The organism is Arthrobacter sp. USHLN218 (assembly GCF_037144715.1).
GTDB lineage: Bacteria > Actinomycetota > Actinomycetes > Actinomycetales > Micrococcaceae > Crystallibacter.
The window spans coordinates 225,678-248,340 of record NZ_JBBCYT010000006.1; the positions used below are offsets into that span (position 1 = coordinate 225,678).

Annotated in this window: 17 protein-coding genes; 6 read left to right on the forward strand and 11 right to left on the reverse strand. The window is 70.8% G+C overall.

The features are described from left to right. The first annotated feature begins 16 nt into the window (after nucleotides 1-16). Genes WFH44_RS15175 through WFH44_RS15190 form a run of 4 tightly spaced genes read left to right on the forward strand, consistent with a single transcriptional unit; the run spans nucleotide 17 to nucleotide 7,593 of the window. The gene (locus WFH44_RS15175; RefSeq protein WP_336714754.1) at nucleotides 17-1,732 is read left to right on the forward strand and encodes a thiamine pyrophosphate-dependent enzyme; all 1,716 of its coding nucleotides are present in this window, start codon (nucleotides 17-19) and stop codon (nucleotides 1,730-1,732) included. Continuing rightward, nucleotides 1,729-3,402 carry an amidohydrolase gene (locus WFH44_RS15180; RefSeq protein ID WP_336714755.1) on the forward strand — a complete coding sequence of 558 codons (1,674 nt, stop codon included), beginning with the start codon at nucleotides 1,729-1,731 and terminating at the stop codon, nucleotides 3,400-3,402. The genes WFH44_RS15175 and WFH44_RS15180 overlap by 4 nt, the downstream gene beginning before the upstream one ends. Next, entirely contained in the window at nucleotides 3,399-4,679 is a 1,281-nt protein-coding gene (locus WFH44_RS15185; RefSeq protein WP_336714756.1) for a M20 family metallo-hydrolase, read from the forward strand. Before WFH44_RS15180 ends, WFH44_RS15185 begins: the two co-directional genes overlap by 4 nt. A 49-nt stretch (nucleotides 4,680-4,728) precedes the next feature. Next, the gene (locus tag WFH44_RS15190) at nucleotides 4,729-7,593 is read left to right on the forward strand and encodes an FAD-binding and (Fe-S)-binding domain-containing protein (RefSeq protein WP_336714757.1); all 2,865 of its coding nucleotides are present in this window, start codon (nucleotides 4,729-4,731) and stop codon (nucleotides 7,591-7,593) included. A gap of 66 nt (nucleotides 7,594-7,659) precedes the next feature. On the opposite strand, the gene WFH44_RS15195 is transcribed toward WFH44_RS15190, so the two are convergent. The 10 genes from WFH44_RS15195 to WFH44_RS15240 form a co-directional block, all read right to left on the reverse strand. Further along, nucleotides 7,660-8,520, reverse strand: a complete 861-nt coding sequence (locus WFH44_RS15195; protein WP_336714758.1) for a fumarylacetoacetate hydrolase family protein — start codon at nucleotides 8,518-8,520, stop codon at nucleotides 7,660-7,662. 43 nt (nucleotides 8,521-8,563) lie between these two features. After that, nucleotides 8,564-9,337, reverse strand: a complete 774-nt coding sequence (locus WFH44_RS15200; protein ID WP_336714759.1) for an SDR family oxidoreductase — start codon at nucleotides 9,335-9,337, stop codon at nucleotides 8,564-8,566. Further along, on the reverse strand, nucleotides 9,337-10,233 hold the full coding sequence (locus tag WFH44_RS15205; protein ID WP_336714760.1) for a dihydrodipicolinate synthase family protein: 897 nt from the start codon (nucleotides 10,231-10,233) through the stop codon (nucleotides 9,337-9,339). Before WFH44_RS15205 ends, WFH44_RS15200 begins: the two co-directional genes overlap by 1 nt. Next, entirely contained in the window at nucleotides 10,230-11,456 is a 1,227-nt protein-coding gene (gene lhgO / locus WFH44_RS15210) for an L-2-hydroxyglutarate oxidase (RefSeq protein ID WP_336714761.1), read from the reverse strand. Before lhgO ends, WFH44_RS15205 begins: the two co-directional genes overlap by 4 nt. Beyond that, nucleotides 11,453-13,564, reverse strand: a complete 2,112-nt coding sequence (locus WFH44_RS15215) for a TRAP transporter permease (protein ID WP_336714762.1) — start codon at nucleotides 13,562-13,564, stop codon at nucleotides 11,453-11,455. Before WFH44_RS15215 ends, lhgO begins: the two co-directional genes overlap by 4 nt. Next, a complete protein-coding gene (locus tag WFH44_RS15220; protein WP_336714763.1) occupies nucleotides 13,561-14,085 on the reverse strand; it encodes a hypothetical protein in 525 nt (174 codons plus the stop codon). The genes WFH44_RS15215 and WFH44_RS15220 overlap by 4 nt, the downstream gene beginning before the upstream one ends. Before the next feature lie 6 nt (nucleotides 14,086-14,091). Continuing rightward, nucleotides 14,092-15,099, reverse strand: coding sequence for a TAXI family TRAP transporter solute-binding subunit (locus WFH44_RS15225; protein ID WP_336714764.1), 1,008 nt, complete (start codon nucleotides 15,097-15,099; stop codon nucleotides 14,092-14,094). A gap of 65 nt (nucleotides 15,100-15,164) precedes the next feature. Beyond that, nucleotides 15,165-15,731 (reverse strand): carboxymuconolactone decarboxylase family protein, encoded by a 567-nt coding sequence (locus tag WFH44_RS15230; protein WP_336714765.1) that lies wholly within the window; start codon nucleotides 15,729-15,731, stop codon nucleotides 15,165-15,167. Further along, nucleotides 15,724-16,452 carry an SDR family NAD(P)-dependent oxidoreductase gene (locus tag WFH44_RS15235; RefSeq protein WP_336714766.1) on the reverse strand — a complete coding sequence of 243 codons (729 nt, stop codon included), beginning with the start codon at nucleotides 16,450-16,452 and terminating at the stop codon, nucleotides 15,724-15,726. The genes WFH44_RS15230 and WFH44_RS15235 overlap by 8 nt, the downstream gene beginning before the upstream one ends. Before the next feature lie 230 nt (nucleotides 16,453-16,682). Next, nucleotides 16,683-17,345, reverse strand: coding sequence for a GntR family transcriptional regulator (locus WFH44_RS15240; RefSeq protein ID WP_336714767.1), 663 nt, complete (start codon nucleotides 17,343-17,345; stop codon nucleotides 16,683-16,685). A gap of 1,123 nt (nucleotides 17,346-18,468) precedes the next feature. Between WFH44_RS15240 and WFH44_RS15245 the strand changes: the two genes are divergently transcribed. Next, nucleotides 18,469-19,104, forward strand: a complete 636-nt coding sequence (locus WFH44_RS15245) for a TM2 domain-containing protein (protein WP_336714768.1) — start codon at nucleotides 18,469-18,471, stop codon at nucleotides 19,102-19,104. Between the two features lie 111 nt (nucleotides 19,105-19,215). Here WFH44_RS15245 and ggt read toward each other — a convergent pair whose 3' ends face one another. After that, a complete protein-coding gene (ggt, locus tag WFH44_RS15250) occupies nucleotides 19,216-21,042 on the reverse strand; it encodes a gamma-glutamyltransferase (RefSeq protein ID WP_336714769.1) in 1,827 nt (608 codons plus the stop codon). Nucleotides 21,043-21,543: 501 nt separating this feature from the next. Here ggt and WFH44_RS15255 point away from each other — a divergent pair. Further along, entirely contained in the window at nucleotides 21,544-22,494 is a 951-nt protein-coding gene (locus WFH44_RS15255) for a M20/M25/M40 family metallo-hydrolase (RefSeq protein WP_336714770.1), read from the forward strand. The last annotated feature ends 169 nt before the right edge of the window (nucleotides 22,495-22,663 follow it).

The following is a 22,663-nucleotide window of genomic DNA, read 5'->3' on the forward strand; positions in this document are numbered from 1 at the left end:
AAGGAATTAACGCTTCATGTCCAGCACCGCCGGCCACCTGATCGTCAGCCAGCTTGAGCAGCACGGGGTCCGCCGCGCCTACGCCGTCCCGGGGGAGAGTTTCCTCGACGTGCTCGACGGGCTCTACGACTCGCCCATCGAAACGGTGGTCTGCCGCCACGAGGGCGGGGCCGGCTTCATGGCCCTGGCGGAGGCGCGGCTCACCGGCACCCCGGGCATCGCCATGGTGACCCGCGGGCCGGGGGCAGCCAACGCGATGATCGCCGTCCACACGGCCTGGCAGGACGCCACGCCGCTGGTCCTCTTCGTGGGGCTCATTCCGGTGGCAGACCGGGAGCGGGACTCGTTCCAGGAGTTCAGCCTCTCCGGCTGGTTCTCCACCACTGCCAAGCGGGTAATGGTGCTCGACGACGAGCATCGGGCGGCCGAGATGGTCGCTGAGGCCATGCGGCTGGCCTCGTCCGGCCGGCCCGGTCCGGTGGTCGTCGGGCTGCCCGAGGACGTGCTGGTCCGCCGCACGGAGGCCCGGGCCGTGCCGCCGCGGGCGCTCCCGGCGGCGGCGCCCGCTCCGGCATCGCTCGACGAACTGGCGGCCCGGCTGGCCGGCGCGAAGCGCCCGCTGCTGGTGGCCGGCGGCGATGGCTGGACCCCGGAGGCCGCGCACCGGCTCGCCGGCTGGGCCGAGGACGCCAACATCCCGGTGGCCGCCGACTGGCGGGCCTACGACGCGGTCCCGCACTCCAGTCCGGCCTGGGCCGGCTGGCTGGGCTACGGGCGCGCGGACACCCTCGCGGCCCGGCTCGACGAGGCGGACCTGCTCGTCTTCATCGGGTGCGGCCGCTCCGACGTGCTCAGCGACGGGTACACCCGCGGGCTCGAGGCGCCTACCGTCGTCGTTCTTCCCGATCCCGACGCCGCGACCCATGCCGGCCGCATCGACCAGCACATCCCCGCGGGACCCGCGGCCTTTGCCGCCGCCCTGCCGGACGCGTCCGCGGCGCGCGGCGCCCGCGGCCGGGACTGGATGGACGCGCTCGCGGCCGACCAGCGGCGCTACGCCACCGCCCGCCCGGACTACGGCCCCGGCGACTCCGCCCGCGGCGTGGACCTGGGCGAGGCCTTCGGCGTGCTCGAGCGGACGCTGCCCGCGGACCGGATCGCCACCTACGGCGCCGGCAATGCGACCATCTGGGGCCACCGCTACCTGAGCCACGCCGGCCCGGGCACGCTGGTCGGCCCGCGCAACGGCGCCATGGGCCTGGCCGTTCCCGCCGCCGTGGCCGCGGCGCTGGTCCATCCGGAACGGCAGGTGGTCGCGGTGTGCGGCGACGGCGACTTCCTGATGAACGCGCAGGAGCTGGCCACGGCCGTCGGCCACGGGGCGGCGCCGCTGGTGGTCGTGGTGGACAACGGCATCTACGGGACCATCGTCGCGCACCAGCAGAAGCATTACCCGGGCCGCCCCTCCGGCACCTCGATGGCCAACCCGGACTTCGCCGCGTGGATGCAGACCTTCGGCGGGCACGGGGAGCGGGTGGAATCCACCGCGGACTTCGCGCCGGCTTTGGAACGGGCGCTGGCCAGCGGCAAGCCGGCCCTGCTGCACCTGTTCATGGACCCCGCCACGATGCCGCCCGGCCAGGCCAACGCGGCGCTGCACGGGGATATTAACGACGACGGCGGAGACTTGGCCGAGCTGGCCGCCGCTGCTTCCGAAAGGGCGGGCGAATGAAGCTGGACCTGATCCTCCGCGATGCGGACATCATCACGCTCGACCACGAGCGGCCCCGCGCGCACAGTGTCGGCGTGCTGCACGGGCGCATCGTCGGCTTCGACGAGGAGCTCGCCGGCTGCACCGCCGGCCGCGACATCAGCCTGGGCGGCGCCGCGGCGGTGCCCGGCTTCATCGACGCGCACTGCCACACCACCTGGTGGGGGCTCGGCCTGGACGCCGTGGACCTGAGCAAGGCCCGCGGCCTGGAAGAGCTCTACGCGCTGCTCGAAGCGGAGGCGGAGCGGCTGGCCGGGGAGCCGGGCCGCTGGGTCCAGGGCACCGGGTTCAACCAGAAGCACCACGGCGGCGCCTTCCCGGACATCCGGCGGCTGGACGCGATCACCGGGGACCGGCCGCTCTACCTGCGGCACACGTCCGGCCACCTGTCCATCACCAACACCGCGACGCTGCGGCTGGCCGGGGTCTTCGAGCCCGGCTTCGGCAACCCGACGGGCGGCGCCGTCCTCCGCGGCGAGGACGGCTACCCCACGGGCATAGTGGAGGAATCCGCGCAGGCCCTGGTCCAGAACCTGCTGCTGCCGTATCCGGTGGAGCAGATCGTGGACGCGCTGGACGCCGCGACCGCTCGGTACGCCGCCGAGGGCATCACCAGCTTCACCGAGGCCGGGATCGGCGGCGGCTGGATCGGGCACAGCCCAGTGGAAGTGCAGGCCTACCAGGTCGCCCGCCGCGCCGGGAAGCTGCACGCGCGGGCCCAGCTGATGCCGGCACTGGACGCGCTGCGGCCGCTGGAAGCCAACGCCCGCGACATGCACGGGACCGGCTCCGGCCGCGGGCTGGACCTGGGCGTGGTTGCCGGTTTCGGCGACGACCACCTCTCGCTCGGACCGATCAAGGTTTTCATGGACGGCTCGTTGCTCGGCGCCACCGCCGCGGTCACCGAGGACTTCTGCGGCCACCAGCACAACACCGGCTACCTGCTCGACACCCCCGAGGCCTACCGCGAACGCATCGACGCCGCCTACCGCGCCGGCTGGCCCGTCGCCCTGCACGCGATCGGGGACGCCGCGATCGACCTCGCCATCGAGATCATCACCTCGTGCCAGGCCCGCTACGGACGCAATGCGCTGCCCAACCGGATCGAGCACTTCGGCATCGCCCGCCCGGACCAGGTCGCCGCCGTCGCGAAGGCCGGCATCGCCGTGACTCCGCAGGCCTCCTTCATCTCGCCGCTCGGCGACCAGATGGCGGCCTTGGTCGGACCGGAGCGGGAAGGCTGGCTCTACCGCGGCCGCTCGCTGGTGGACGCCGGTGTGCTGCCGGCCGGCTCCTCCGACCTGCCGGTGGCGGACAACAACGTTCGCAGGGCCCTGCAGTCCAGCGTGGACCGGCGCACCGAGAAAGGCCACCTGCTCGGCGGCGCCGCCGAGGGCCTCACCCCGGAGGAGGCGCTGCGCAGCTACACGGAGTGGGCCGCGATCGCCACGGGGACGGACGCCGACAAGGGCACGCTGCGCGCCGGCAAGCTGGCCGATTTCGCCGTACTCTCCGGTTCCCCTCTGGACGCGCCGGACATTGCCGCGCTTGAGGTCCTGGCCACCATCGTCGGCGGCGACTTCACGCACAGCCTCATCACCGAATCCGCACTGATCGGAGCAGACTCATGACCACCACCGCCGCTTCAGCCGCCCGCACCGAGGTCGACCCCCGCCAGGCCTTCCTCGCCGACTTCCGCTCGATGAGCACCTTCGGCGCCACCGCCGGCGGCGGCGTGGACCGGCAGGCCGGCACCATCGCCGACGGACAGACCCGCAACTGGTTCCGCGGCCTCGTCGAAGGCCACGGCTTCGAGGTCCGCTACGACGCCGTCGGCAACCAGTTCGCGCTGCTCGAGCTCACGCCCGGCGCCCCGTACATCGCCGTCGGCTCGCACCTGGACTCGCAGCCGCTCGGCGGCCGATTCGACGGGGCCTACGGCGTGCTCGCCGGAGCCCACGCCGCCATCCGGCTCAAGGAACGCTTCACCCAGGGCGACGAAACCGCGCAATTCAACATCGCCGTCGTCAATTGGTTCAACGAGGAGGGCTGCCGCTTCAAGCCGTCCATGATGGGCAGCTCGGTCTTTACCGGCAAGCTTCCCGCGGAGCAGGTGCTGGCCACCACGGACCCGCACGGGACCACCGTGCGCCAGGCGCTGGAGGCCATCGGGACGGTCGGCGACTTCTCGCTGGACGTCGCCGCCTACCTCGAGATCCACATCGAGCAGGGCCGCTCGCTTGAAGACGCGGGGCTGACCATCGGCCTGGTCGAGTCCACCTGGGGCGCCAACAAGTACGAGTTCGTGGTGCACGGCGAGCAGGCCCACACCGGCGCCACCGTCATCGCCGACCGCCACGACGCGCTGCTCGGCGCCTCGCTGCTGGTGGTCGCCGCCCGCGACATTGCCGACGAATTCTCCACCGACGAGCACGCCGTCATCACCTCCTGCGGCGAGCTCAACGTGTTCCCGAACTCGCCCGTGGTCGTGGCCAGCCGGGTGAACCTGCTGGTGGACCTGCGCAGCACCGACGCGGACGTCCTCGCCGCCGCGGACGCCGAGCTGCACCGGCGGATCCAGGCCATCGAGCAGCGCGCCGCCGTGAGGATCGAGCGCGGCGCCGAGCACGTCTGGGCCTCCAAGGCCTATGACGAGGCCGGCATGAAGCTGGCCGCCGAATGCGCCGAGGCCCTCGGCCTGCCGCACGGCACCGTCCGCACGCTCGCCGGGCACGACTCTACGAACATGAAGGACAAGGTCCCCACGATCATGCTCTTCGTGCCCAGCGTCGAGGGCATCAGCCATAACGAAAAGGAACTCACCAGCGACGAGGACATGCTCGCGGGCCTGGACCTGCTCACCGAGCTGCTCGGCCGCGTGGCCGACGGCGAATTCGTCCGGCCGTAGCGGCGCGGAACGGCCCGGACGGCGCGGTCCCATCAGTAACATGTGACACATGCCACCTATGCTGACGGCCCCCCGCTCCCTGGTCGCCGAACTGCAGTCCAGGGGCGTCGCGGACGCGCGGGCGGACGCCACGACCCGCGCGGTCTACTCGAGCGACGCCTCGCTCTACCGGGTGCAGCCGTCCGCCGTGGTCTTTCCCCGGCACCTCGACGAGGTGCTCACCACCCTGGAGGTCTGCCGGGAGCGCGGGATTCCGCTGACCTCCCGCGGCGCCGGGACGTCGCTGGCCGGGAACGCCATCGGCCGCGGCGTCGTGATCGACTTCAGCCGCCACCTCAACCGGGTGCTGGAACTCGACGCGGAAACCCGCACCGCCGTCGTGGAGCCGGGCGCCGTCCACGCGACGCTGCAGAGGGCGGCCCTTGCCCAGGGGCTGCGGTTCGGACCGGATCCGTCCACCCACACCCGCTGCACCGTCGGCGGCATGATCGGCAACAATGCGTGCGGCTCCCGGGCCCTCGCCTACGGCCGGACGGCGGACAACGTCACCCATCTCGAGGTCGTCACCGGCGCCGGAACCCGGCTGCGGCTCGGCGCGGAGGGCACGCCGCCGTCGCCGGAAAGGGACGCCCTGCGCTCGCTGGTCGACGCGGAGCTCGGCACCATCCGCACCGAACTGGGCCGGTTCGGACGGCAGGTCTCCGGCTACTCGCTGGAGCACCTGCTGCCCGAGCGCGGCTTCGACCTCCTGCGCGCGCTGGTCGGCAGCGAAGGGACCCTCGCCGTCGTGCTGGAGGCGGGGATCCGGCTGGTCACCGACGCGCCGCACAAGACCATGGTGGTGCTCGGGTTCGAAACCATCGGGGAGGCCGGCGACGCGGTTCCCGCGGTGCTGCCCTTCACCCCTACCGCCTGCGAGGGCCTGGACTCGAGGATCGTCGAGGTGGTCCGGACCCGGAAGGGCCCGCAGGCCGTGCCCGAACTGCCCGGCGGCGCGGCCTGGCTGTTCGTCGAGGTCTCCGGCGAGGACGCCCTCGAGGTCGCCGACCGGGCGGCCCGCGTCGGCCGTATCGGCGCCGCCCGCTGGTCCCGCATCGTCACCGATCCGCTGCAGGCCGCCGCGCTCTGGCGGATCCGCGAGGACGGCGGCGGGCTGGCCGGGCGCTCGCCGGCCGGGTCGCCCGCCCACGCCGGCTGGGAGGACGCCGCCGTGCCCCCGGAGCGGCTGGGCGACTACCTCCGGGACTTCGATGCGCTGCTGCTCGCCCACAACCTCACCGGGTTCCCGTTCGGGCACTTCGGCGACGGCTGCGTGCATGTGCGCCTCGACTTCCCGTTCCAGTACGACGGCGGCACGGCGGCTTTCCGGTCCTTCCTCACCGACGCGGCGAAGCTGGTGGCTAGCTACGGCGGTTCGCTGTCCGGCGAGCACGGCGACGGGCGCGCGCGCAGCGAGCTGCTGCCGTACATGTACTCGCCGGCGGCGCTCGCGCTGTTCCGCAAGGTCAAGGGCATCATGGACCCGGACAACGTCCTGAACCCCGGCGTCCTGGTCGATCCCGAGCCGCTGGACGCCAACGTCCGGGTGGCCGAGGCAGGGCCGCTGCGGTCCGGGCTCGCGTTCGGCTACCTGCACGACGGCGGCGATTTCAGCCAGGCGGTGCACCGCTGCACCGGGGTGGGGCAGTGCCGCGTGGCGAACCCGGACAGCCGGACGGTGATGTGCCCGTCCTACGCCGCGACGCGCGAGGAGAAGGACTCGACCCGCGGCCGGGCCCGCGCCCTGCAGGAGATGATCAACGGCAGCGTCACCGGCGGAGCGAAGGGCGGGCCGCCGAACTGGCGGGCGCCGGAGGTCCACGAGGCGCTCGACCTGTGCCTCTCCTGCAAGGGGTGCGCGTCGGACTGCCCCACGGGCATCGACATGGCCGCCTACAAGGCCGAGGTGCTGCACCAGAGCTACAAGGGAAGGCTGCGTCCGGCATCCCACTATTCGCTCGGCTGGCTGCCCCGCTGGGCGAGGCTGGCCTCCGCCGCTCCCCGGCCGGTGAACTTCCTGATGCGCCTGCCCGGGATCCGGCAGCTGGCCCTGCGGCTGGCCGGCGTCGACCGGCGGCGGAAGATCCCGGCCTTCGCTCCACGGACGTTCCAGGACTGGTTCCGCTCACGCCCCGCGCCGGCAGCCGGCGCCCCGGAGGACCGGCCGCAGGTGCTGCTCTGGGCGGACTCCTTCACCAACTACTTCTCCCCGGACACCGGCAAGGCGGCCGTGCGCGTGCTGGAGGCGGCCGGCTACCGCGTCCGCGTTCCGGACCGGCCGGTGTGCTGCGGGCTGACCTGGATCTCCACGGGCCAGCTCGATACCGCACGGAAGATCCTCCGGTCCTCCGTCGAGGCGCTGGCCGGCTACGCCGCGGAGGGGATCCCGATCGTGGGGCTCGAGCCGTCCTGCACGGGGGTGCTGCGCGCCGATGCCGTCGAGCTGGCCGGCCCCGGCGCCGCGCCGGTGGCCGCCGCCACCCACACCCTCGCGGAACTGCTGGCGAAGACGCCCGGCTACGTGCCGCCGTCGTTGTCCGGCACCACGGTGGTTGCCCAGCCGCACTGCCACCACCACGCGGTCATGGGCTGGAGCCCGGACGCCGCCCTGCTGGAAGGCGCGGGAGCTAGCGTGCGGAAGCTGGGCGGCTGCTGCGGCCTCGCGGGCAACTTCGGCGTGGAGCGCGGCCACTACGAGGTCTCGGTCGCCGTCGCCGGGCAGCAGCTCCTGCCGGCCGTGCGCGCCGCGGAGCCGGACGCCGTGGTCCTAGCCGACGGCTACTCCTGCCGCACCCAGCTGGAGGACCTCACCGACCGCCGGGGCATCCACCTCGCGCAGCTGCTGGACCGGGCCGCCGGCTCCCGCCGCCCCTGACGAGGACGGTAGGCGCCGGGGAGGACCGGGAGGAACCGGCCGCGACCGGCCGGGCGCCGAACCCGCTTAGCCGCCCGCGGTGACCGGATTGCTGAGCGTGCCCACGCCGGACACGCGCGCCTCCGCCGTGTCCCCCGGCCGCACGTGGATGGCCCCGGGCGTTCCGGTGGAAATGATGTCCCCCGGGTACAGCGGCATCACCTTGCTGTGGAAGCTGATCAGGTACTCGGGGCTGTAGCGCATGTGCGAGACCGTGTTGGTGCGCCGCACCTCGCCGTTGACCACCGTAGACACCTGCATGTCCGCCAGCGTGCCGGCACCGACCGCCTCGGCCAGCGGCACGATCCGCGGACCGAAGGAGAAGAACCCGGGGAAGTTTTTCGAGCGGGTGAGGAACCGCGGGTTGCGCTGCAGGATGTCCTCCGCCGTCTGGTCCAGCACGGGGACGACGCCGGCCACGTAGTCGAGCGCGTCCTCCACCTCCACATTGCGGCAGTACCGCCCGATGACGACGGCGACCTCCGCCTCCGTGGTGGTGCGCCCGCTCTGCGCCGGGATGGGGATGTCCTCGCCCGGGCCGATCACCGTGTGGTCGCCCTTGATGAACGATGCCGGCTCTTCCGGCACGCCCTCGGACAGGTCGGACGCGTGCTCCACGTAGTTCAGGCCGATGCCCCACAGCATGCGCGGATGCCGGTAGGGCGCGCCGTAGGTGACGCTGTCCGAATCCCGGAACACGCCGTCGTCGGCCGCTTCCGCGAGTTTTTCCAGCCGTTCCAGCAGGTCTTCGGCGAGGACCTGCCGGATGTCGCCGGTGAAGTCCGGCAGCAGGTCGCGGACCAGGGCCAGACCGCGCCGGGGATGGACGACGGCGGCAAGCTCCTCCGCGTCAGCGCGGACCGAGCACAGGTGCAGGGTGTGGTTCATGGTTCCCTTTCATGGATGCGGCCAGGAGCCGATGGGCGCGGAATCAGTAGGAGCGGACCATGCCGCCGTCGACCCGGATCTGCTCCCCGGTGACGTAGGCGGCGGGCGTGCCGGCGAGGAACGCGACGACGGCGGCGAATTCCTCTGGCTTGCCGTAGCGGCCCGCGGGAATGCCTGCCTCGGAGGACCGGCGCGCCTCCTCGGGGGTGCTTCCGGTGCGCTTCGCCGCCGCCGCGTCGAGGGAGGCCACCCGGTCGGTGTCGATCCTGCCCGGCAGCACCATGTTGACGGTCACGCCGTCCGCGGCCACCTCGGCGGCGAGGGTCTTGAGGTAGCCGGCCAGCCCGGCGCGGCCGATGTTGGACAGCGCCAGGTTGGGCAGCGGCTGCTGCACGCCGCTGGAGCCGACGGCCACGATCCGCCCCCAGCCGCGTTCGCGCATGCCGGGGAGCACCAGGCTGGTGAGCCGGATGTGCTGGAGCAGCAGTTGGTGGGCCGCGGCGAGGGCCTGCTCGTCGGTGACGTCCGCCGCGCCGCCCGGGGGCGGGCCGCCGCCGTTGAGGACCAGCACGTCGATGGGCCCGAAGGCCTTCTCCGCCGCCTCCACCAGTGCGGCCGGCGCGCCGTCGGCGTTGAGGTCGAGGCCGATGCCGGCGGCGGAGGGCAGTTTCGCGGCCTCGGCCTGCACCACGTCCCCGCGGCGGGCGGCGAGCACCAGGTTGGCGCCCTCCTCGGCCAGCGCCTGCGCGATGGCCAGGCCGATTCCGGAGCTTGACCCCGGCACCAGCACGTTCTTTCCCTTGAGTCCGGTATCCATCAGGCAAGCTCCTTCACGGCGTCGAGGTGGGCGTCGATCATGTCGGCCAGCTCCGCGGGCAGGGTGGGGGCCGGCGGGCGCACGAGCGCTTCGGCGATGACGCCGCGGCGCTTGAGGATCTCCTTGCGCAGCGCCAGGCCGACGCCGGGCTGGCCCTCGAAGTTGGCCAGCGGCAGCCACGGCGCGAACACGTCGCGGGCGGCCCTGAAGCCGCCGTCTTCGTACGCGGTGATGGCCAGCTGCAGCGCCTCCGGGTGGGAGAATCCGGTCATGGCGCCGGCGGCGCCGGCGGCGAGTTCGTCGATCAGTCCGACGCCGCCGAGCCCGCCGAACACCGGGATGTCGATGGCGGCGGTGAGCTTGGCGATGGCGGCGGCGGTCGGCGGCGCCTCGGACTTGACTGCAACGATGAACGGGCACTGCCGGATCACGTCCAGGAGCTGCGCGGTGCTGACCTTCACGCCCGAGGCCACCGGGTAGTCCTGCAGCACGATGCCGGCGCCGGTGGCCCGGTGGATGGCGGCGAGGTGGGTGCTGAGGGCTTCCGGGTCCGGGGTGTTGGCCTGCACCATGAGGGCGGCGAGGTTGCCGCCGGCCGCGTCGACCGCGGTGCGGGCCTGCTCGAGTGCCACGTTGGTGGTGCGGGCGGACAGCCCGACGACCAGCGGCATCTCCCCGGCCTCCTCTGCCACGGTGCGGACGGCCACGGACTGTTCGGCGGTGTCCAGGGCGGCGCCTTCGCCGAAGACGCCGAGCACTACCAGGCCGGTGGCCGGAATCTTCCGGTAGAGCCGGACCTCGCGGCGCAGCGATTCGGCGTCCAGGGCGTACTCGAACCCGGTGAATGGGGTCGCGAGCACGCCCCACAGGCCGCGGGCGAAGCGTTGGGTACTCATGGCGTGGGAGTGTCCTTTCGGTCGAGGGCCAGGGCGACGATGTGCTCGGCGATGGCCAGGGAAGACGTGGCTGCGGGGGAGGGGGCGTTGCGGACGCTGAGCACTGACCCGTGCCGGGTGATGCGGAAGTCGTCCACCAGCGAGCCGTCCCGGCCCAGCGCCTGGGCGCGGATGCCGGACGGGCCGGGAACGACGTCGTCGATGGTCAGCTCCGGCACGTATTTGCGGGCTTCGGCGACGAACTTCCGCTTGCTCAGCGAGCCGAGCATCTCGGTAGCGCCGGTGCGCCAGTGCTTCTTCGCGAAGGCGCGGAAACCGGGCCAGGCGAGGGCATCGGCCAGGTCGCGGGCGGAGAAGGTGGTCCAGCCGTAGCCTTCGCGGGCCAGGGCGAGGACCGCGTTGGGGCCCACCATCACCTCGCCGTCCACGCGCGGGGTCAGGTGGACACCGAGGAACGGGTACCTGGGGTCCGGCACGGGATAGACCAGGCCCTTCACCAGGTTCCGCCTTTCCGGACGGAGCAGGTAGTACTCGCCGCGGAACGGCACGATCTTCGGGTCGTCGTCGTCCCCGGCGAGTTTTGCCACGCGGTCGGCGTGCAGGCCCGCGCAGACGATGACGGCGTCGAACGCCTCGGTGGTTTCCGAGCCCTGGCGGCGGCCGGTCACCAGGGTCTCGCCGCCGCGGCGGGCCAGCCCAGTGACCTCGAACGAGGTCGTGACGGTGCCGCCCGCGGCGGCCACATCCTCGGCCAGTGCCCGGGTGACGGCGCCGTAGTCTACGATCGCGGTGTGCGGCGAATGCAGGCCGGAGGTGCCCTCGACGTGCGGCTCGAGCGCGCGCAGTTCATCGCGGTCGATGATCCGGACACCCGGGACGCCGTTGGCCTGGGCGCGGGCCAGGATGTCGCCCAGCCGCGACTCCTCGACGCTGTCCCGCGCCACCAGGACCTTGCCGCATTCGTCATAGGCGAGCCCGCGCCCGCCGCAGTACTCCTGCAGCAGCCCGACCCCGCGGCGGCACAGCCGGGCCTTGAGCGATCCCGGGGTGTAGTAGAGCCCGGCGTGGACGACGCCGCTGTTCCGGCCGGTCTGGTGCGACGCCAGTGCCGGCTCCTTTTCGAGCACCGTGACCCGGGCATCCGGCTGCACGGACAGCAGCCGGCGCGCGACCGCCGCACCGAGGATGCCGCCGCCGATGACGGCGTAGCGCTGCCCCGTCACCGGACCGCCTCCGGCGCCGCCAAGCTCTTTGAGTGGCGCCTGATGCGGACGACGTGGAGCAGGAGGCCGGCGGCAACCACGGCGGCGCCGATGGCCAGGTACATGGGCTCCATGACCAGCAGCGGCAGCGAGCCGAGGCCGATGACCGCGCGTTCGAGCCAGGTCGCCGGCCCGATGATCCAGCCCCCGGTCGCCACCGCCAGCGCCGCCACCGCGACCGCCGAGACGGCCAGCGCCAGCAGGACGGTCAGGACGCCGCCCTGCATCAGCAGGCCGATGCCAGGCCCCGACAGCACGAAGATGAACGGGACGAGGAAGGCCGAGAGCGTGTAGCGCCAGGTCAGCCACATCGTTGGGATGGGCTTGCCGCCGGTGATGGCCGACGCCGCGAACGGCGAGAGCGCGGTCGGGGGCGAGACCTCGCTCAGCACCGAGTAGTAGAAGATGAACATCGCCGCGGCGAACGCCGGGACGCCGACGTCCTGGAGGGCGGGACCGATGATCACCCACGAGATGATGAAGCTCGCGGTGACGGGCACGGCCAGGCCGAGCAGGATCACCGAGATCGCGGAGAACAGCGCCGTCAGGAACAGGCTGCCGCCGGCGAAGTCCACGATGATGTTGGCGAGCTTCAGGCCGAGCCCGGTCAGCGTCATGACGCCGACGATCAGGCCCGCCGCGGCCATCACCGGGATGACGGACAGGGCGCCGGTGGCGCCGGTGGCCAGCGCGTCCCAGATCCGCCTCGGCGTCATCCACGACTGGCGGTCGAAGAAGCTGAGCACGAAGGCGAGGGCGGTCGCGTACACGACGGCGCGGAACGGGGTCATGCCCATCGCCATGAACACGACGATCGCGGCGAGGGAGCTGAAGTGGTAGCCGAAGCGCAGCAGCAGTCTGCCCACCGGCTTGGCCTCGAACTCGACGGGCTTCGTCTTGAACCGGCGGGCGTCCATCTCGATGGCCAGGATGATGCCCAGGTAGTAGAGCAGCGTCGGGATGGTGGCCCAGATCAGCACCTCGAGGTAGGATACGTTCAGCAGGGCCGCGATGATGAACGCCGCGGCGCCCAGGGTGGGCGGCGACATGATGGCGCCGATGCCGGCGGCCGCCAGCACGGCGCCGCCGTGCTCCTTGGGATAGCCGGCCTTGCGCAGCAGCGGCCAGGAGATGCCGCCGAGGGTGACGGTGGTGGCGACGCCCGAGCCGGAGACCGTGCCGAGCAGGAAACCGGCCATGGTCACCGTGCGGCCGGGACCGGAGCGGGACTGGCCGAAGGCCGAGAAGGACAGATCGATGAAGAACTTTGTGGCACCGGAAGCGCCGAGCACCGCGCCGTAGATCGTGAACAGGATGATGTAGGTCGCCGCCACCTCCGTCGGGACGCCGAAGATGCCCTGGGTGCCCATGACGTTGTGGCCCACCAGCCGGATCCAGCCGAACGGCGAGGTCTGGAACGGGTCCGGGAAGTACGGGCCGAAGTAGGCGTAGGCGAAGAAGAACAGCACCACGGCGGGTACCAGGATGCCGACCGTCCGCCGGCACGCCTCGAGCACGAGCAGGATGGCGATGGTGCCCATGATCAGGTCGAGGTAGGTGGGGATGATCGCCCGCCGGAAGAAGCCGTCCCAGTCCGAGATGATGTACATGAACGGGACGATGGCGATGACGGCGAGCACCCAGTCCACGACGTGCGGGTTGTCCGCCCGGCCGGACTCCTTCGCCCGTTCGGACCGGCCCCAGCCGCGGTAGACCAGGAAGGTCAGCGACAGGCCGAGCATCAGGAAGGCCGGCAGGTAGAACTGGGTAGGCATGGGGTTGAACACCCAGTAGAGGGCGAACAGTGAGAGCGCCACGCCCATCACCTGCACGATCAGCGCGGGCTTGCCGCTCAGGTGCCTGGCCGGCTTTTCCGCCTCGAACTCGGCGATCAGGGCCTCTTCGTCGATCGAGTCCTTGCCGGGGTCGAAGGTGCCCTTCGGCGCTTGGATGACGCCGAGGTCGTCCTTCGAAGCCGGCGCCTCGGCCGGGTGGTGGCCCTGCTTCCGGCCCTCCGGCGGCAGCGCGCGGGCGGTCACGGCGCCATTGCCGTCGAGTCGCTCGGTCATGGGGTCTCCTTGATATCTAGCTCAACGTATGGATCGTCGTCCCCGGCCAGGCGCCACAGGTCCAGGGGCGGCTCGCCGGGGACATAAAGGGTGCGCTGCCCCAGGTCGGTGGCAGCGATGGAGAGCGTCTCGAAGACCGCCGGGCGCGAGGGTGCCGGCGGGACCACGAAATTGCGGCGGTCGTTCGGGCCGGCGGCAACCGGTGCTCCCGGGACGCCGTAGTACTCCTCGAGGACGGCCAGCTGGTCCGCCGCGATTTCCGCCAGCCGGTAGCTGCCGTCGGCCTGCACGACGTAGCGCTCCTCGGCCACGGTTCCGTAAATCGAATTGCGGTAGCTCACGGCGAAGGTATCCGCGCCCAAAGGCACCCGGGCCAGCTCGCCGTCGTCGTTCCTGACCACCAGGCTGCGGCCCCCGGTTCCGCCGTGCCCGGAGGCAGCGGCGAGAGCGGCGGCCGACACCGCACCCAGTGTGCCAAGGCACACCAAGGCGGCGACGACGACGGCGAGCGGGCGGCGCATCGGCTGTTAGCTTCCGGCTCCGTCGAAGTACTTCTTCGAGCCGGCGCAGGTCTCGATGAACTGCAACTCGCCGGCGGTTGCCGGGTCCAGCTCCGCCGCGGCGGGGTGGACCTGGACGAGCTGTTCCTTCTTGTCGAAGAGGGCGGCCGTGATGTCCTGCTGCAGTTGCTCATCCATCTGCTTGGAGGCCACGAGGACGTTCGGCGAGGCCACGACCGGGATTGCCTTGTCCTGGCCCTCGTAGGTGCCGGCGGGGATATCGTCCTCGACGTAGTAGGTCCCGTACTTCCCGGCCAGCGGCGCGGCATACTCGCCGATCGGGATGAGGACCATGTCACCGTCCGCGGCGAGGTCGATCAGTGCGCCCGTGGGCAGGCCGCCCGACCAGAAGCCGGCGTCGATGGTGCCGTCCCGCAGGGCGGCCACCGTCTCGGCGACACCCAGCTGGCGCCGGTCGATGTCCTTCTTGGGGTCGAGGCCCGCGGCTTCGAGGGTACGGACCGCGGCCACTTCGGTGGCGGAGCCTGGTGCGCCGACGGAGACGACCTTGCCCTTCATGTCCTCGACGCTCCCGATCCCGGTGTCCTTGACCGTCACCGGCTGCAGGAAGTTGTGGTAGACGTTGCCGAGCGAGCAGACGTCGAGGGGATCGCCCTCGAAATCGCCGACCCCTTCGACGGCGTCGGCCGCGACGTCGCCGACGGAGAACGCGAGCTGCGCCGCGCCGCTCTTGAGGAGCAGCATGTTGTCGACGGAGGCGTTGGTCTCCTGGACGGTGGCGTCGTAGCCGTCGACGTTTTCGCGGATGACGGTGGCGAACCCGCCGCCCAGCGGGTAGTAGACGCCGCCGGTGCCGCCGGTGGCGATGGACAGGGTGCCGCCGCTGCCATCCACGGCGCCGGCTCCGCCGCCTTCGGCAACCGGGCTGCCGCAGGCGCTGAGGAACAGCGCCGGGATGACGGCGGCGGCGGCGAGGAGGCGCGCGCGGCGGGCCTTGGTCGAGGTGCTGGGCATGGTTTTCTCCCTTTGCTGGTGCGAGTGATGCTGCGAGTGAGAGGGGGTGGCGGTGCGGTCGGCGCCTATTCGTCCGGGGCGGGGACGTCACCGGCGGCGAGCAGCCCGGCGAGGGTCCGGTAGTACCCCACGAGCACCGTCAGCTCGGTGATTCCGGGGTGGCCGAGCTGTTGCAGGGCCCGGGCATGGGTGCGGTCGGACACGCCGGCCTCGGCGACCAGCTCGCGGGTGAGCAGCAGCGCCGCTGCCTCGTCGTCGCTGGCGGTGTCCGGCAGCGCGCCAATGCGGACCTGGCCGAGTTCGGCGTCCGTGACTCCCACGCTGCGGGCCACCCGGCTGTGCGCGTACCACTCGTAGCCGGCGTCCAGCGCGGCCGCGACGGCACAGATGGCGAGTTCGCGGGTGCGGTCGGGGAGGGCTCCGCCGAAGCGGAGCGCCGCCCCCAGCTGCTGCACCGCCTGCCCGATGGCGGGAGCGTGCAGGAGCGCGTTGAACGGCCCGGCCAGCGTGCCGTCGTCGTGCCGGATCCGGAAGGGCCCGTCGGCCCGCGGCGGCGCGGTAATCTCCGCGTACAGGCTGCGCTGCTCCGGATCCATGGCATCCGGCTTCAGCAGCGGGAAGCGGTCAGACAAGGGTCCGCCCTCCGTCCACATACATGACGTGGCCGGTCACGAAGGCGGCCTGGTCGGAGGCCAGGAAAAGGACAGGTCCGGTGAGGTCGCCGACCGAACCGAGCCGGCCGGCCGGGACCAGCGAGGTGTAGTGCTCGCGCACGCCGGGCTTGTCCAGGTGCGCTCGCGTGAGGTCCGTTTCGGTGTAGCCGGGCGCGATGGCGTTGACCGTGACGCCGCGGGGCGCCCACTCGCGGGCCATCACGCGCAGCAGCTGGTTGATGCCGCCCTTGCTCGCCGCGTACGGTCCGTGGTTCGGGTGGGCCAGCAGGCCCGACACGGAGGAGCAATACACCTGCCGGCCCCACCCGGCGTCGACCATGTGCCGTCCGGCGGCCCGGCCGAGGCGGAAGGCGCTGGATAGGTTGATGTCGACGATGCGGTCCCAGTCGTCGTCGGTAGTGTCCAGGACCGGAACGCGCTGGTTGACGCCGACCGCATGGACCAGGATGTCCAGCCCGCCGAGGGCGTCGACCGTGCGGGCGACCGCGTCTTCGCAGCCCTGGGTGGTGGAGAAGTCCGCGACCAGCGGGCGCTCCTGCCCGGCGAGCCGGACCGGGTCCAGGTCGGCGACGGCGACCCTGGCACCGGCGGCAGTGAACGCCGCCGCGCAGGCCGCGCCGATGCCTCCGCCTCCGGCGACCAGCACGCGCCGGTCCGCTAAGCCCAGCCAGCTCTCCACGGCGTTCCCCTTCGGTCATACGGCTGGTTTGGCCGGCGGGCCGCGCTCCAGCACGTCTCGTTCCTCGGTGACATTGGAGACTGTATACAAAATCCAAGGAAACTGTAACCCCCGTCACATAAACGTTTAGCAAAGCCTTCATTTCGGTCCGGCAGGCACAGGCTCGTGGCCGCAGAATTCCGCAGCCGCGGGAGGCGCGGCTGCGGGCCGGGAAGGGAATGGGGAAACGGCTACTGCCGGTCGAGGAAGGTCCGCAGCGCGTCGACGGCGTGGTCGCGGTGCTGGTTCAGGTTCTTGACCAGCCGCTCGGCATCCCGGTCGGCGAACGCCTCGATGATGAGATTGTGCTCTTCTTCCACGCGCTGCCGGTTGGCCGGGACGCCGTAGTAGATGAAGCGGTAGGTGTCCGTGGCGTCCCACAGGACCTGGATGAGCCGCTCCAGCCGGGGCATCCGGGCGCCGGAGAGCAGCACGAAGTGGAAGCGGCGGTTTGCCTCGGTCATGGCCAGGATGTCGGTGGCCTCGGCCGCGCGTTCCACCGCCTTGGCCGCCTCCTTCATCTCCTCCAGGACCTCACCTCCGGCCCGTTCGACGGCGGCGTGTGCGGCTTCGGTCTCCAGCAGTTGCCGGATGCGGTACACCTCGAGCAGATCCTCGAGGGACAGCCGGGCGACTTTGAAGCCGCGGTGCGGCTCGTAGACGATCTGGCCCTCACCCTCCAGGATCTTGAAGGCCTCGCGGAGGGGCACGCGGCTGACCCCGAGCCGGTCCGCGAGGGCATCCTGCCGGAGCGGCTGGCCCGGCTCCAGCTCCCCGGCGATGATCATGCGCCGCAGTTCCGCCAGTACAAAGGCCTGTGCCGTGGGAGGGCGCTTATGCGGCGTCTCTGCCATGGTGCCCTCCCCGGGAGTCCGTCTACGCGATGTCGCTAACTGTAGTCGAACACGGTGGCGGGGCTTCGGACAGCGCTTGGCAACAGAAACGCAGTGAGCCCGGCGGCCCACAGGACCTGTTCGTGCCGGCCGCGGGAGGCCTGGAGCGTGGCGCGGTAACACCCCAATAACGCGGACGTTGCTACCTCTGACGGACAACGCGCACTCAGGGGGAGGCACATTATGAGGGGATACATGTGGAACGGGTCTCGCGTTACGGGCCGGTCATGCTAGGGGCAGCGGCAGCCATGCCGGGCTGGGCCTGGTGGGGTGTGGCCTTTGTCCTGTTCACGGGCTTCGCAATGTGGCGGGCACGCCGCCGAATGCGGGCAGGAGCCAACGGGGCGTCAGGGGCAGGCGGCAGTTGGGGAGCACCCGACCACGTGGCCATGGGGGGAGTCTGGTTGAGCCTTCTCCTGCTGCTGATCGGTGCCATTCTTGACTTTGGCAACGTCGATCTTGGCCGGAGCCTGTCCGGTCTCTGAGGTTCTCTTCGCAGGGGCCGCACCAGGGGCCATTCCTTGATTCTGAGCGCCTCTGTGCTGGAGAGCGCGCACACCGATTTGGACCATGCCAAAAGCGGTGCTGCAGGATAGCCGGGCCCGGTATCGCCTGGGGGCGTAAGACGAACCGGGTCCGGCTTGTGGCCTTGCACCCAATTGCGAGTGTCGGCAACCTTCTTGGCCACATCAAGAGGATCGCCGGTCAGTCTTGTGAAAACGTCAGTCCCCCGTTTAGGGGAAAAGTCAATCCCCGTACTATGGGGATGTCCTTGCCTGCGTAGCAATGGGGTTTGGCACGGTCCAGTTACCTGGCATCAGATTGCCTCCTGGCGCGGCTGCCCGGCCCCCGGGAGACTTTTGCCCTATTGACGGTTGTGCCGCCGGGGCTGAGACTGTTCTCATCCAAGCCGATTTTCCTTTGGATGGCTGACATGTTGTCCTCCCGCGGGAACCTGCACCTGGCCCGTGGACCGGCCCGGCCGACGCAACCAAGCCGCAACCAGAGGGGACTTTCACAAGCGCAAGCGGACCGCTCCACCGCGGGTGAAGCCGGGCCGTTCCCGGTAGGCCTGCCCGAGCTGATGGACTTTAGGCTCAACTGGCTGCTGGCCCTGTTCCTGGGCGCCTTTGGTGTCGATCGCTTGCACCGCGGCTGTCTGGCCACCGGGATACTGAAGCTGGTCACCCTGGGGGGTGCCGGGCTCTGGTGGGCTTGGGATCTGCTCGCGGTCGCCACCGGATATGCCGTCGACGGCAGGGGGCATCCGCTGAAGGGGAGACCCTTCCAGCGGCTCCTGGCCACGGGCGTCTCCCTGACAGTCATCGCCGGTGCGGGTACCGTTGTAGCGTCGGCTGTGGCGCCCGGCGTCCAGGAACTTTTTGCAGCGGCAGGCCGGCTAACGGTTTCGGCAGTGCATTCGCCGAGGCCTGTCTGGGAGCCGGTGGCACGGTTCGCAGACAAAGGCGAAGGGCCGACGTCGCCGTTCATCGTCGCCGGCGACGCGCTCACTTTCAAATTCACCTTTGACGATGCAGCGTTCGTGTACCTGCTTCCCGCCGGGACGGCGATCGTGCCCGACGGATCGAAACCTGTCATCTCCTCGATCGAATCGGCCGCCGGAACGGTCACGATCAGAGTCCGGCCCGGCGACTACCTGCTCTACGTGCAGTCCCGCAGCGGCTGGACGATCGCGGTCGTCGAACGTGTCATGCGCTAGACGCCGAATTCAGGCACCGAATTCCGAAAGAGGGGCCGAATCAGGATCTGCCGCGTCGGCAGCGGCCCTTCGGCCCGGCGCCTCGCAGTGCTTTCGGGGTTGTCTGGCTGCTCAGTGCGCCGGTCTGAGGACCATTGCCGATCCGCCGCCGCGCCTGCGGGGCTCAGCGGCGGCGGTGGTGCTGCCGTCGGGGTTGAACTCGATGGCGGTCGCTGCGCCGATCTCTGCCGCGGAGCTGAATTTGTCCCCGGCAGGGGTGAGCTTGTGGCCGTAGGCTGCCAGTTGGTCTCCATAAGCGTCGATGAACTCCGGTTCAGCGCTGACGTCGGGGGTGTTGCGCTGGGAAGCACGCGGCGCCGCGATCGAGTCCGAGATGTTCATGTTCAGGTCCACGCGGTTCAGGATCGTCTGCAGGACGGTGGTGATGATCGTCGAGCCGCCCGGCGAACCGAGCGCGAGGAAGGGCTCGCCGTCCTTGAGGATGATGGTCGGCGACATGGAAGAGCGAGGGCGCTTCCCGGGGTCGATCCGGTTCGGATCGGCGGGGTCGTACACGGTGGAGAAGTCAGTCAGCTCGTTGTTGAGCAGGAAGCCGCGGCCGGGTACCACGATGCCGGATCCGCCGGTCTGTTCGATCGTGAGCGTGTACTCGACCACGTTGCCCCACTTGTCCGAGACCGTCAGGTTGGTCGTGGAGATGTTCTCGGTATCGCTCTCGCTGGCCGGTGCCGCCGCTGAAGCCGGGCACACGCCGTCGTACGAGGAGACATCCCCGGGCGCGACGGGCTTCTCGGCCGCCCGCTGCGGGTCGATCCGGCACGCGCGCTCCTTGCCGAACACGGGATCCGTGAGCTCGTCGGCGGGGACGTCGACGAACGCGGGGTCGCCAACGTACTTGCCTCGGTCGGCGAAGGCCAGCGCGCTGGCCTCAAGGTAGTGGTGCAGGGCGTCGGGCGCGGACATCCCGGAGAGGTTGAACGTGTCCAGCATGTTCAGCGCCTCGCCGACGGTGGTGCCTCCGCTGCTCGACGGTGCCATGCCGTAGACATCCAGGCCCCGGTAGTCCACGTGCGTCGGATCCTGGTCCAGGGCGCGGTAGGCGGCGAGGTCTGCCGTTGTCATGTGGCCGGCCGGTACGGGCAGAGTGGTGGTGGGTGTCTTGGGCGGATCCTGCACGGTGGCCGCAATTTGCTCCGCGAGCCGTCCGCCGTAGAAGGCATCCGTGCCTTGCTTCGCCAGGAGCCGGTACGTCTTGGCGAGGTCGCGGTTGCGGAAGACGCTGCCGACGGCTGGTGCGTCGCCGCCCGGGAGGAACAGACTGCTCGTCGACGTGAAAGCCGCGAAGCGCAGCTTGTTGTCCAGGGTCTGCTGGCGGAACGTTTCATCGACGACGAAGCCCCGGTTGGCGACCTCGATGGCAGGTTCGAGCGCCTCGTCCAGGGTCAGGGTTCCCCACTGGTCCAGCGCGCTCTCCCATGTGGCCGGGGTGCCGGGTACACCTACGGAGATGCCGCTGGTGACGAGCTCCGGCGTGAAGGGGTAGGGCTTGCCGGTCGCCGGGTCGATGAATGCGTCGTGCGGCATCGCTGCCGGCGCGGTCTCGCGGCCGTCGATGGTGCCGATGTCTCCGGTCTCCGCGTTGTAGAACATGAAGTAGCCGCCCCCGCCGATCCCTGCACTGTACGGTTCGGTCACGCCCAGGGTCGCGGCGGCTGCTACCGCTGCGTCCGCCGCGTTGCCGCCCTCGCGCAGGACCGCAACCGCAGCTGCTGAGGCCTCCGGGTCGACGGTGCTTACTGCGCCGCCGTAGCCTCTGGCGGTCGGGGTCTTGACGGGGTCCGCCTGAGCGGCGAACGCGGGGCTGGGGGTGACTCCGCTGGTGACGCTCATAACCAGCGCCGCAGCGAAGGCAGCGAACCGATATCTCACGAGTGCCATGATTGCTCCGCAGTGACGATACGGGTTGTCGATAGTGGCCACGCTACTCCTCGGGGTCCGGCCACTCAATGCTGCCGGCCGCGATTAGCGGGAGGGTCCCCTCGCTTTCGGCCAGCCGTCGCGAGCAATTACCGATGGCGTTCCAGCCGTGCCGTCCCGTTCCATAGCTTTTTCACAGTTTGGCCACAGTAGGGTCTTATGGCCCGGCCCGACCGTGGAGGTATTGCAAGCAACCCTGATAGATCCCATCGTCCGCACCATCCGTAGCAACAGCCCCGGCTGCCGGTTCCGCTGTGGAATCCCCGCTGCCGGGTCCGCGAAACAACCGACCCGCGTCCAGGACGCAGACTTGGGGGAGTCAACATGCGACGTGCAGAATCCGCTGCAAAGCGTTTCCAGAACCACCCTCATCGCCGCACTCGGCTGTGGGCCGTTGCACTGTGCACGGCAATGGTCGGCGGCGTTACCGCATGTTCGGGTGACCCGAGGCCGCCCGTGGTCGTGGAGGCCCCACCGGACCCGACTGTCGTGCGCGAGGTGGTGGAGCCCAGTGGGCTGACGCGGCATCTGGAGGCGCTGCAGGCGGCGGCGGATGCGAACGGCGGGAACCGGGCCGATGCCACCGGGGGCTACGCGGCGTCCGCGGCGTACGTCGAGGCGCAGCTGCGTGCGGCGGGGTATGAGCCGCGGCGGCAGGAGTTCAGCTACGGCCGACGCAACCCGGTGGACGCGTTCAACATCCTGGCCGACACCGGCAGCGGCTCCGGGAGCATTCTGGTGCTCGGCGCACATCTCGACTCGGTCGAGGAGGGGCCCGGGCTCAATGACAACGGCAGCGGGGTGGCCGCGGTGCTTGAGGTCGCGCTGCGGCTCGCGGAGGAAGGCGCCGTGCCGCGGGAACGGATCCGGTTCGCGTTCTGGGGCGGCGAGGAGGACGGGATGCATGGCTCGGAACACTACGTCGAGGAGCTGTCCCGCCAGGAGGCCGCCGCCCACGTGGCGTACCTGAACGTCGATGTAGTGGGCTCACCGAACGCGGTGGCATTCGTGTACGACGGCGACGGTTCGGACAGCGAGGAGGCCGGGCCCGAGGGGTCGGGCACCGTTGAACAGGTGCTCCGGGACATCCTGCGCGCCGAGGGGGTCGAGGCGCTGCCGTTCGGGTTTATCGAGGATTCGGACTACGACGCGTTCGTTCGGGGCGGCATCCCGGCCGGAGGCCTGTTCACCGGCGACGGGGGGACCAAGAGCGAGGCGGAGGCACGCACGTTCGGCGGGCAGGCCGGGTTGCAGTACGACGAGTGCTACCACCGGGCCTGCGACACCATCGGGAACGTCGACATGACCGTGCTGGAGCAGATGACCGAAACGCTCATGAGCGCGACGGTGTCGCTGGGCGGTATCGAGGGCGGCCTCGCCGAGGGCTCGGCAAGGGAGGAGGGCGCCGGCTGAGACGACTGCCCGCACAGGTCCTCCGTGGTCTCACGCGCCGGGTTTCCGCTCTGCGTAAAATCGGAGGTGTTCCCTCACGCGGACGCCGCGGCCCGGGCCGACCGGCCGACACGGGATCCCCCGGAAGGGCGTGTAGCAATTACTGAACGCGTGCGGCATGCCCGACGCC